A 12,373-nucleotide genomic window follows, 5' to 3' on the forward strand; every position below is an offset into this window, starting at 1 on the left:
ACAGTTTGTTGAAACATTGAACAATTAAAGCACAACGAAGTGATTTTTTATTCAGTGAGATAAAACAAACCAAGAAACACGAACTCACACATAACGGCGCGCTTTATACCATAAACAGCGATCAAACACAACTTTTTACGTGTAATTGATTAGTTTAAACGTGCCCATTTTGAACGTTAAAAACCAAGAGAAGATCCATGAGTATTGTCATTAAAAATGCCGACGAAATTGAAAAAATGCGCGCTGCAGGCAAGCTAGCAGCACAAGTACTGGAAATGATTGCACCGCATGTTGTAGCGGGGATCACAACGGATCAATTAAATACCATTTGTGCGCAATATACTGAAGAGCAAGGGGCCATATCAGCCCCGCTAAATTACCATGGTTTTCCCAAGTCTATTTGTACCTCGGTCAATGACACCATTTGCCATGGCATTCCATCAGATTACATACTCAAAGATGGTGACATTTTAAACATCGACATTACTGTAATCAAAGATGGTTATCACGGTGACACCTCAAAAATGTTTTTAATTGGTGATGTCAATCCTAAAGACAAACGCTTGTGTCGCATAGCTCAAGAAAGTCTCTACTTGGCGATTAAAAAGGTGAGACCTGGTGCAAAATTAGGCGAAATCGGTACAAGTATCGAAAAATTCATCAAAGCAAGTAAAACTGGACTTGATAAGTATTCTATCGTGCAAGATTATTGTGGTCATGGAATTGGTGCTGTTTTCCATGAAGAGCCTCAAGTGGTGCATTATAAAAATAATGACAAAACCGTGATTAAGCCGGGTATGTGTTTTACTATCGAACCTATGATTAATGCTGGCCGCCATACCACCATATTAGATAAAAATGATAACTGGACAGTGACAACCTCTGATGGCAAAAATTCAGCCCAATGGGAACACACTTTATTAGTCACTGAAACGGGTGTTGAAGTGTTAACGCTTCGTGATGAAGAAGACTTCCCAAGAATAATTAACTTTTAATCTATAAAACAATCAAGGATATCGATGAATACCGCGCTGGCAGCTAAAAATACCTTACTAGAACTTAACCAGCGCTTAGTTGAGCAATATAAAGCGAAGCACTCCATCGCTGATATAGTCAAACAACGTAGCGCATTCATCGATAACCTACTCCAAGAAGCTTGGATAGAATGTAAGCTAAACCTGTATCCTATGTCATTAATCGCTGTCGGTGGTTATGGACGTGGCGAGCTGCTCCCCTATTCTGATGTCGATTTACTGTTTTTAATTGAACAGGATGAAGTCTGCCAAAACACCCAAGCAAAGCTGAGTGAATTGATCACATACCTTTGGGATGCTGGGCTTGAAATCGGCCACAGTGTGCGCACTGTTTCGCAAACCATTGACCAAGGTCTAGCTGACATTACAATCGCAACCAATTTAATTGAAGCGCGGTTTTTATGCGGAAATACCCAACTTTTTGACGAATTATATCAACGTATTCGTCAAGATGATTTCTGGCCTTCTGCCGAGTTCTACAACGCAAAAAAAGAAGAACAAACCCTCCGCCACTCAAAAGCCAGTGCTTTTGACCTCGAACCCAACATAAAAACCTGCCCAGGTGGTTTAAGGGATATCCAAACCATTGCCTGGGTGGCTATGCGTCACTTTGATGCCGCTAATTTAACTGAACTGGTTGAGCATGATTTTCTTGAACCTTCTGAGTTAGAAGAGTTACTGGAATGCCAAAACTACCTGTGGGAAATTCGATTTGCATTACATATTAGTGCTAATCGCAATGAAAACCGTTTGTTATTCGACTTACAACGCCAAGTTGCTAGCCTGCTAGGCTATGAAGATGCAACTCAACTGGCGGTTGAACAGATGATGAAACGCTATTATCGCACGGTCAGACGCATAATGGAGTTAAATCAAATGCTGTTGCAGTTGTTCAAACGTGCAACACTCGGGCAATTTAAAGCATTAGAGATCCAACCCATCAATGAGCGATATCAACGTCGCGGTTATTACATTGAAGTGCTCGATAATGAGTTATTTAATCAGCATCCAGAAGAAATATTAAATTTGTTTTTACATGCCGTTAAAAACTCTAATATTCAGTATATCTATGCTCCAACATTGCGATTACTTCGCAAAGCTCGTCGCAGCTTAACCGGTCCACTTCAAGATAACCCAGATTGCCGCAAGGTATTTATGGATATTCTGAAACATCCTCGTGGCATAGTCGCATTTTCGATGATGCACAAACACGGTATTTTATCGTCTTACCTGCCCGCTTGGCGAAGCATTGAAGGTCAAATGCAGTTTGACCTTTTTCATGCTTACACTGTCGATGAACATACTCACAGATTATTGCTAAACATAGAAAGATTCGCTCAGGCCGAGCAAAAAGATGAGTTTCCATTAGGCGCTGTGCTTATTAACCAATTACCAAAAAAAGGGTTATTGGTTTTAGGTGCAATATTCCATGACATAGCGAAAGGCCGCGGTGGTGACCACAGCAAATTGGGCGCGAGCGATGCGATTGATTTTTGTAAATTACATGGGCTGAATGATCACGACGGTCGCCTAGTCGCTTGGTTAGTTGAAAACCATTTAGTCATGTCGGTAACCGCACAAAGACGTGACATTTCGGATCCGGATGTCGTCGCTGAGTTTGCTGACAAGGTGCATGATGCTATTCATTTAAGTTATTTATATTGCTTAACCGTTGCGGATATTTGTGCCACCAATGAAAAAACCTGGAATAACTGGAAAGGTTCATTATTAAGAGACTTATACTTTTCAACTCAACGCGTACTAGCTCGTGGTAAAGAAAAACCGGTTGATGAACAGGCTCGTGTAGAAGAAATCCAAGCAAAAGCCCAAAAAGAATTATTACGCCGAGGCATCAAAGATAAAGACATGCAATCTTTGTGGTGTCGATTTAAACCTGAATATTTTTTACGTCACCAGCCTAATCAGGTTGCGTGGCACACTGAGGCGATAATCAAACATGATCAGAATGAGCCCTTAGTTTTAATGTCAAAGCACATGACACGTGGCGGCACTGAATTATTTGTATACAGCCAAGACAGGCCTAAGCTATTTGCTACCGTAATGACGGTTTTAGATAACAAAAATATAAACGTACATGATGCAAATATCATGACGTCAATTGATAATTATGCACTAGACACTTTTGTCATTTTAGAACAAGATGGCGAGCCTATCGTGCAACTGTCACGAATACATAGCATCAAAAAAGCGCTTGAAAAAGCCTTAGCCAGTGAAAATCCTAAATTGCCCAAGTTCAGAAAGCTTGCGCGAATTATGAAGCCGTTTAACGTGCCAACACAGGTGAGCTTTTTACCCAGTATTCGTCAAGACACCAGCATGATGGAGCTAATAGCCCTTGATACACCAGGTCTTTTAGCAAAAGTAGGTGATATTCTTTACCGCTGTGAAGTTACCTTGTTAGCAGCCAAGATCACTACTATCGGCGAGCGTGCAGAAGATTTTTTCATCTTGCAAACACAAGATGGTCAATCACTCAATGAAGCACAACAACAGCATTTATCTTCATCGCTGCATTTAGCGTTGAACCAAATTAGTTAATTAATATGATATTGGGAGAGTTCCATGGAGGCATTACGCCAACGCATTGAGGCGGCATTTGAAGCACGTCAAACTATCACCCCTAGCACAGTTGAACCAAGTATTCGTGCTGACGTAGAGACAGTGATAAGCATGCTTGATAAAGGTCAAGCACGTGTTGCTGAGAAAATTGATGGCGAGTGGCATGTCCACCAGTGGCTAAAAAAAGCCGTTTTGTTGTCTTTTCGCATTTTCGACAACGGTGTGATTGAAGGTGGTGACACCAAATACTTTGATAAAGTACCGCAAAAATTTGCTGATTATGACGAAGCACGTTTTAAAGAAGAAGCGATTCGTGTAGTCCCGCCAGCAACGGTTCGTAAAGGCTCATTTATCGGTAAAAATACCGTACTAATGCCATCTTACGTTAATTTAGGTGCTTATGTAGACGAAGGTACAATGGTTGATACATGGGCAACCGTTGGTTCATGCGCGCAAATTGGTAAAAATGTGCATCTATCTGGCGGTGTGGGTATTGGCGGTGTGTTAGAGCCATTACAAGCCGGCCCAACGATTATTGAAGATAACTGCTTTATTGGTGCGCGCAGTGAAATCGTTGAAGGCGTCATTGTCGAAGAAGGCAGTGTGATTTCAATGGGTGTTTACATCGGTCAAAGCACACGTATTTTTGATCGTGAAACCGGCGAAGTGCATTATGGTCGCGTACCTGCAGGGTCTGTTGTGGTATCGGGCAACTTACCGTCAAAATGTGGTACTTATAGCTTGTACGCTGCAATCATCGTTAAAAAGGTTGATGCTAAAACACGTGGTAAAGTCGGTATTAACGAATTATTACGCATTGTTGATTAATCAAGATTGAACTTAGTTGAAAAGGCTCTTAGGAGCCTTTTTTATTAGCCAATTTGTAACTTATCCCTTTATAAAATCATTGTTATACAAATTAATAGATGAATAAAGACAGACAGATAATCTACATTGAAAATACAGTTAAGCTTAAAATTTATACTGAAAAAAACCAGACTTACGCATAAACAGCTCGCTTCCTGCATTTAAAAAAATGCCCAGCCCTAGACAAACAACTTTCTGATAAAAACTTATTATCAACAACCGCAATTTAACAAACATTACTTAATAATAAAAATATCGAAATGGCTTGAACTATTCACTATTCAAAAATGTCACGCCAACTTTAAAAGTTTAACTTAATGTTTAAATGCAGAACCTTAACTATCTACTTAATGGTTTTTTAACTTTGCATAGAACGCTCTTCATCTAACTCATTCATCAATGCATTCGCTAAAATCTTCCACGTTACGATACCAATCACCTGATTATCGAGATTTTGTACCACAAGATAATCAATTGCATGTTTTTCCATGAGGACTTTCGCATCTTTCAAAATAGTGTTTTCAGCAATAATATTAATTTTATGCTCCATTATTTGATGAGCACGTTTATTAAGTAAACTTCTGTCGGCCGCACGCTCTGCGGCTGTATTTATAAATGGGCTATGCCAAAAAGCCAGAATGTTTTTATCAATAACACCAATGGGTAAACGATTTTGTTCCGATAAAACAACGGCAACATTCATTTTCGCTTTTAACAGCATAGACTCTACATGCTCAAGCGTATGATATTCTTCTATAATAACAGCAGGATCTAAATTAAGACTTCCCACGTACTCTGCGGTTTTAAGGTCATGGATAGCTAAAATATCTAAACAAGCATCTACGACATTTTCATCAAAAATTTTACCTCGGCCATCCATTAATACATCATTTAACGCTTCCATTCCCATTGAGGGACGATATGGTCTATGACTTAAAATCGAATCAGCAACATCCGCAACAGCAATAATTTTAGCTTCGATAATAATATCTTTACCTTTTAAGCCATCAGGGTAACCAGAGCCATCCAATCGCTCATGGTGCTGTAAAATCATCTGCTTAATCGGCCAAGGAAACTCGACCTCATCCACAATTAATGCTCCTTGTAATGGATGCTGTTTGACTAATTCGTACTCCGTCGGTGTGAGTCTTGATGGTTTAGCTAAAATTTGGCTAGGAATAGCAAGCTTACCAATGTCATGGATCAAAGCACCAAGCTTTAATCCCTCTAATTGATCAGTTGGCAAACCTAACTTTTCCCCCATTAAATAGCTTAATTGCGCGACTGATTTTTGATGGCCCGCGGTGTAAGCATCTTTTAGCTCTAAGGCTTCAGAGATTGCGCCAATTAATTGCACCAAGATTTGGGTCATTTTCTCTTTTTGGTCTTTTATAATGACCGACTGTTTCATCATGGTATTCATGGTACGAGGCAGCTCAACACAATGCCATAAAATAGTGGCGTATATGCTCAAGGATTTGGCATCGACATTGGTAAACGGTTTATCTCTGTTACCAACGCCAATAATCCCAACCAGTTTTTTACGGTATCGAATTGGCACGCATAAATGGTTTTTAAATGCAAAGTAACCGTCTTTTTGCAGCTTCACTGAATTGTCTAACGGTTCGTTATGAATGGTGGCTTGCTTAGTATGAATCGTTTCTGCCCAGATACCCGATTCAGCCAAATAAATTTGATTATCAGGAATGGCAAAGTACAGTTTCACTTTATCAGTCCAAGCTGTACGAAGAATTTTATTATGTTTTTCATCATAAATATGAAGATAGCCTACTTGACTGTGAGTTAGCGCAAGCCCCTGTTGTAAAGCCGTTTTAAATATCATATCTGGTTTAGCTGTCATCACAGCTTCTATCTGCTGCAACCAATCATCACTTGATTGTATCGCCAAGTTATAATCAGGGTGCAACTCCATCAGCCACTGTTCATCTAAACTTAGCCTGGTAAACACAATACACCACTGATCATCCGTACCTTCAATTGCAGCAATTGAGGCTTGTAATGCATGACCATGCGTATCAATAAAATGCAGTAATTGCTCTGAGTCCCTACACTGTAAGTCGATAAGATCGACATCCATATTGGGAAACGTCGCGCTCATCGGCTGTTTTACGATAGCTGCAATAGGTTTTTTGACTTGCGAATATAATGTCTCACTTAAACGGATGATTTCAAGGCGATCATTAAAAATCGCCCAAGATAAACCAAACCCTTTTGGTAGTTCTCCATGCTTCAAAAAGAAGTCTTGTCTTTGGCGCATTTAATACCGTTCCTTGTCATTATCAACTTATATTAATATTAGTCCAAACAAATGATTTTGCTAGTAATTAAATTTTAATATGGTACCTGATGTTCAACAAACACTATGACTTAACTAAGATTAAAACACCACGGTTTTATTACCATAAACCACAACCTGTTCATTCAACACCAGTTGTAGCGCTTTACTCAATACGCTTTTTTCCACATCACGCCCCTGATGAGCGAGCTCTTCAGCGCTGTAACTATGATCGACAGAAATGACATCCTGTTTAATGATAGGTCCTTCATCTAAACAGTTATTCACAAAATGGGCTGTGGCGCCAATAATTTTTACGCCTCGATCCCATGCTTGTTTATAGGGGGAAGCGCCGATAAAAGCAGGCAAAAATGAATGATGAATATTAATGATACGATCGGGAAATTGTGCAACAAATTCTGGTGTTAACACTCGCATGTACTTAGCAAGTACTAAATAATCAGCCTCATAGGGCTTGATTACATTAAGCATAGCTTGCTCATGTTCTTCACGGTTTAATCCATCATGGCTAATAAAATGAAAAGGTATATCGAATTTTTCTGTTAAATTTTGTAATACATCATAATTACCAACCACAGCGGCTATTTCAACATCCAAGCCTCCGTAATAGGATTTCATCAATAAATCACCCAAACAATGAGCTTCTTTAGTGACCATAATCACCACTCGTTTTTTACCTGCATCTACTAATTTAAAGTGATGTTTGCTAGGTAACACAGCTTGTAGTGCACTAATAAAATCAGCTTCATTGATATCACCATCTAGCACAGTGCGCATAAAGAAACGACCTTGAGCATGATCGACAAACTCATTATTTTTAATCACATTCAGATGATGTTCAAAACACACGCCTGATATTTTGGCGATAAGCCCCTGCTCATCAGCACAATCTATAATGAGGATTCTTCTTGTTACCTTAGTGTGAACAGATTTTTCAGCGACTGGGGGGGATAATGGCACCATGGTTAAACTCCTAAAATACACCGTTAGTTGAGTCTGCCACTAATTGCTGCGATTTTGGTAATTTTTATCCTAAAACTAAATTAAATTTCAGAATTAATATCAACTAATTCATGATTTGACATTAAAAGTGACTAATAATTAATAAAATGATGTTTAGCGACGAGAATCGATGTATTTTTGTAAAAGTTTCCTTAAGGTTTCGGCTTTGGTTCCATAGACAACTTGTACGCCCTGACCAACTACTACCACTCCTTAAGAGTGGCTTAGTCGCAGAGCGAATTTAAACCACTGTAAGGATAGAAATTGAGTCAAAAGATAGCTTAATCCTTGTTTGCGCTTGCTGCGGCTTGCCAAGTTGTTAGCCATTTGATTGCTTCAAGTTCAGGTTCCATCGTTTCAGTCGCATCAATTTCAAGTCTTGGTGTTAAAGCTTGTGCTCCCAATTCGCTAAATAACTCATCAAACTGTTTTGCTGCGCCACAGAAAGTGTCATAACTAGAATCGCCGAGTCCTACAATACTGTATTTTAATTTCGGTAAGTATGGCGCCGTCGTTTTTAGTTGTGCAAACCAAGGCCATATGTCCTCTGGTATATCCCCCTGCCCTGTTGTCGAACACACAACAATAAGATATTCAGACTCATTTGGAACAAAACCTGTTAGTTCATGAGGTTGCTTTAATATCGCCTTAAAACCCAGGGCAGTTATTTTTTTCACTAGGGTTTCTGCTGTAAATTGAGCACTGCCATAAACCGTGCCAAAAACTAAATTAACATTAACCAAAATAATTTCCTTTATGCGTCTTTTGAACACTAAGCCATATCATTTAACATACTGTATAGGTTTGTTTTATTGCAAGTTTTTCTTTAGCTAATTTATATTAAGATTGCTGGCTCACTATCTATTTCATCCCAACCCAGCAAATCGAAAACAGTTAACCACTCAGGCTCTATCTCTGTTTCAATATGCATCGATTTTTTCGTTACAGGGTGAATAAAAGTTAAACTTTTAGCAATAAGCCATAAACGGTTAACTCCGAAATGCTCACGGCCAAATTTATTTTGTTTACCATCGCCATGCGTTGTATCACCTATAATAGGATGGCGTAAATGTGCCATATGACGACGTAATTGATGTTTTCTGCCTGTTTTTGGTGTTAGCTTTATCAATCCAAATCGGCTTGTGGGATAACGACCAGAACTATAAGGAATTTCACTATTTAACAGCGGTTGGTATAACGTCACCGCATCTTGAGCAGGCTTATCTGTAGCGGCAAATTTGTCAGCAACATCATCAAGTTCAACTTTTAACGCGTAGTCCAACTCTCCTGCTTCGTGCATATTGCCTCTGACTAAAGCTAAATACTGCTTAGTGACCGTGTGTTGCTCGAATTGCTCGCATAAAATACGTGCACTTTCACTGCTTTTAGCGAATAGCAAAACACCTGATGTCGGACGATCTAAACGATGCACAGGAAAAACATGGCAACCGACAAGATCTCGAGTCAATTGCATGGCAAAAAAGCGCTCCTTTCGAGCCAAATAACTTCTGTGAACAAGTAAACCAGCAGGTTTATGGATAGCAACAATATGCTCGTCTTCAAATAAAATCTCTAAATGTGGAGGCAATTCTTGTTCTGCTTCGCACAGCGTATCGCTATCAAGTGGTTCTGCGCTATTATCAGCATCATGGGGGAGATAAGTTTCATTCATGGTTACTGTTCCGTGCGCTGAGGATTGACAAGGAGTTGGTCAAATTTTATCAGCAGTTTAATAATTGACTGTTTATCTGGTTGGGTTTGCCATGTTTGTTCAGCCATTGGCGCAATAGCCATTTGGATTGGCAAAGGGCTATTGGTGGTGATTAACTGACGCATTTTAGGAATAAAAATATATTGCAGCCATTGTTCAAATGATAGGGCATCACATGCGAATGGAGCTGTACTGGCCATTGCTGCAGCTGACGGCGTGTGCGTAGACCATAACGAGCTGGCTTTAAGTTGCAACTCTAATTCGACTAAAAACGTCGAACTCATTTCATAAACCATAAAAATAACGACTCTAATGCGATGCTAAAGGTTGAATATGATAACATTAGCCACCATTAATACCCATAGATTGCCACGTGTTGTATAGCGAGTTACCATGACAGAAATCACCACCCTAAGCCAATTTCTGGCCACCGCTGGAACTCAATTCCAGGTTTATGATCTTGGAAGACGAGTCCAGAACATCGATATGATGGCTTTTCATCAAATTGAATCTTTGGTTTCCCCCTACCCTTATCCAATCCAAGGTCATGCTTTATTTGCTATTGTTTTCTGGCAAGAAAATCAGCAACCGTTTATTTGGTTTATCAAACTGCCTTTAGATGAACAAGGGTTATTATCCCCCGCACCAAGACAACAATTTATTAAAATGATATTAGAAGCACTGGGACGTGATCCTACTCAGGCTTTAACAGATGAACAACAGCAACAATTAGCTAACCATCCTTTTAGTTTTAAACCAAATCAACAAAAACTGGCTTTATTTAATGCATTGGTCAGAAAACAACTTGGTCAGCAAGCCTCAAGTCAATATGAATCGGCTGCTCAATACCTTAGCGGCCAAATCCCCGCAGAGCAATGGCAGCATATAGGCTTTCAAGGTCTAGCCGATGTTTGCGTCAGAATGGCATCATTTGAACACCAACAAGAAATCATTAACATTCTGCCAATCGCGCCAATTGAAGTACAAGCTGCTATTTGCGAATGCTTAGAACATCTGACATTAACGCAGCCTCTAGCGGACTCGGTATTTGCACTCTTCAAACAAGTACCTATTGAGTATAAAGGGGTATTTTTAAAGGCATTGGCTTCACACGCACTATTCAGTCAAGAGGCAATTGACACCCTCAGCAAGAATGACCAACTTGATGATGCTATGTTAATTACTATCGCTGCACGAAACTGGAATGCATTAAAAGATGACTCTACTCGCAAAATCTTTTTAGAAGCTCTGGCAAAACAATCACAATCCTTTTTCAATCAGGTTTTTGCTGATATTGTTGCTATACCCAGTCTTCGCAATGCGTTATTAACAGATTTACGTAACCCAGAACGTAGCGAACAACTTTCACTCGCCATTGGCGGTTTATTTAAGGCAGCAAGCCTATGATGTCTGACTTTTTATTGATAGTTGCTTTAGTCGTTATTGCAGCATTTTTCTGGCAATTGCGGAACATGGCTGAGGTCAGCCGAGTTATCGCTGAACAAGCCTGTGGTAAACAAAATGTGCAATTATTGGCAATTGCAATGGTATCAGCTCGTCCAAGCTTGGGGGGACATACTGGGTTGTGCTGGCGTGCTAAGTTTATGTTTGAATTTAGTACCGATGGCATGAATCAATACCGCGGGCATATCAATATGCATGGAAAAAAGGTTAACAAAATTGATTGGCCTATTTTTCCTGAACCAGAATGGCTTGATGCTCCAATGGCAAAAGGCAAGTTTGGTGGTTGTGGAACAAGTAATAGTTGCAATTCAGGTAAGTGCCATTAATCATATTTGTAAGTTTTACATTTAAAAAATGCTATCTAAACAGATAGCATTTTTTTACTCAATAAAACACTCAATCAATGATGTAACCCTTTCAAACTGTCAGCTTAAGCAATAAACAAGTTTTTGAAATGTTTAAATCTAATGCTAACAGAGTATTTTTTGATATATTGCAGCATAAATGGCCCACTAGGATCTGTTTATTTCTCAAGTATTTTTTTGTAGCGAATTGTTTGCCATTTATATATGGCAGAGGCTCTGCTGCTTAGTTATTCTTGTCGTCGTCAAGTAAAATGGCCAACAAACACTGTCCGAAAGATTCGACTAAAAACGCATTAAACTTTGTTGCGTGAATTTTGTTTAGATAGCAAGTTGCACTCCATTATTCGCGCTTCATTCATTTTTAATCTCGAAAAAACGCCACCAGCAAAGATCAACAGCCGCTAATTATTGATGACTAATGTGAACTTTTTGACTACTTAAGAGTTTAGGAGGTTATTTTTAAATAGCAGAGTTAAGGTGTTAAAATAGCTGAGCGTCTTCCTTCGCTGAATCAAAATCGCAAAAGAAAGGCCGCGACATTAAGTCACGGCCTTCTGTTCTCTTGTTAAGCTTTCCTGCTATTTTGTTTGCTCCCTGCACCATCCATGCGTATCAGCTGCTCCTGCACCTATCCTTGCTCTTTCCTTGAGAATCCTTGTACTTTCGTACTGTCCTTCTTACTCGATTATCCTTTGACCGAGCCTGCTCTGTCCTGAGCGTGTCCTTTTATCATCCTTGAAATCCTTTTTGATATTTCCCACCATCCTAGTGGGCAACTCATTCTAAGTATCAATCCTAGATACTTATCTCGCCTTGTCCATAAAACGAGTTATTATCCTTTTTAACAAACAATTGCAATCCTTTACAACACATCCTGTGCGCTTAAGCATCCTGCTTACACCACATCCTGTATATCGCTATCCGTTTCTTAAGTTAATATTAATCCAAATATGTCAAACACAATAGGCACAAAACATCTATGCAACAAAAAAACAACAGTCCAAAACAACAGTAAAAAATAAAATATCAATAA

General features: G+C 39.3%; 10 protein-coding genes. 5 read left to right on the forward strand and 5 right to left on the reverse strand.

What is annotated here, in order from left to right; all coding sequences use genetic code 11:
* The first annotated feature begins 197 nt into the window (after positions 1-197).
* From map to dapD, 3 genes are read left to right on the forward strand one after another with little or no spacing between them, the layout of a single operon-like run.
* Positions 198-995 carry a type I methionyl aminopeptidase gene (gene map, locus NE535_RS01070; RefSeq protein WP_261296842.1) on the forward strand — a complete coding sequence of 266 codons (798 nt, stop codon included), beginning with the start codon at positions 198-200 and terminating at the stop codon, positions 993-995.
* 24 nt (positions 996-1,019) lie between these two features.
* Complete coding sequence (gene glnD, locus NE535_RS01075; protein WP_261296843.1) at positions 1,020-3,593, forward strand: bifunctional uridylyltransferase/uridylyl-removing protein GlnD; 2,574 nt, start codon at positions 1,020-1,022, stop codon at positions 3,591-3,593.
* Between the two features lie 24 nt (positions 3,594-3,617).
* Positions 3,618-4,442, forward strand: a complete 825-nt coding sequence (dapD, locus tag NE535_RS01080; protein ID WP_261296844.1) for a 2,3,4,5-tetrahydropyridine-2,6-dicarboxylate N-succinyltransferase — start codon at positions 3,618-3,620, stop codon at positions 4,440-4,442.
* 397 nt (positions 4,443-4,839) lie between these two features.
* Here the strand turns inward: dapD and NE535_RS01085 are convergent, their stop codons facing one another.
* From NE535_RS01085 to NE535_RS01105, 5 genes are all read right to left on the reverse strand, one after another.
* The gene (locus NE535_RS01085) at positions 4,840-6,759 is read right to left on the reverse strand and encodes an HD domain-containing phosphohydrolase (protein ID WP_261296845.1); all 1,920 of its coding nucleotides are present in this window, start codon (positions 6,757-6,759) and stop codon (positions 4,840-4,842) included.
* Between the two features lie 120 nt (positions 6,760-6,879).
* Positions 6,880-7,761 (reverse strand): formyltetrahydrofolate deformylase, encoded by an 882-nt coding sequence (gene purU, locus NE535_RS01090; RefSeq protein WP_261296846.1) that lies wholly within the window; start codon positions 7,759-7,761, stop codon positions 6,880-6,882.
* A 320-nt stretch (positions 7,762-8,081) separates the two neighbouring features.
* On the reverse strand, positions 8,082-8,543 hold the full coding sequence (locus tag NE535_RS01095) for a flavodoxin (RefSeq protein ID WP_261296847.1): 462 nt from the start codon (positions 8,541-8,543) through the stop codon (positions 8,082-8,084).
* A gap of 92 nt (positions 8,544-8,635) precedes the next feature.
* Positions 8,636-9,472, reverse strand: coding sequence for a tRNA pseudouridine(65) synthase TruC (gene truC / locus NE535_RS01100; protein WP_261296848.1), 837 nt, complete (start codon positions 9,470-9,472; stop codon positions 8,636-8,638).
* A gap of 2 nt (positions 9,473-9,474) precedes the next feature.
* Positions 9,475-9,795, reverse strand: coding sequence for a YqcC family protein (locus NE535_RS01105; protein WP_261296849.1), 321 nt, complete (start codon positions 9,793-9,795; stop codon positions 9,475-9,477).
* 109 nt (positions 9,796-9,904) lie between these two features.
* On the opposite strand from NE535_RS01105, the gene NE535_RS01110 reads away from it, so the two are divergent.
* Both NE535_RS01110 and NE535_RS01115 read left to right on the forward strand, forming a co-directional pair.
* Positions 9,905-10,918, forward strand: a complete 1,014-nt coding sequence (locus tag NE535_RS01110; RefSeq protein ID WP_261296850.1) for a DUF3549 family protein — start codon at positions 9,905-9,907, stop codon at positions 10,916-10,918.
* The gene (locus NE535_RS01115) at positions 10,915-11,301 is read left to right on the forward strand and encodes a DUF3301 domain-containing protein (RefSeq protein WP_261296851.1); all 387 of its coding nucleotides are present in this window, start codon (positions 10,915-10,917) and stop codon (positions 11,299-11,301) included. The genes NE535_RS01110 and NE535_RS01115 overlap by 4 nt, the downstream gene beginning before the upstream one ends.
* The last annotated feature ends 1,072 nt before the right edge of the window (positions 11,302-12,373 follow it).

Origin of the sequence: Shewanella holmiensis, from assembly GCF_025370255.1 — a bacterium.
Classification (GTDB): domain Bacteria; phylum Pseudomonadota; class Gammaproteobacteria; order Enterobacterales; family Shewanellaceae; genus Shewanella; species Shewanella holmiensis.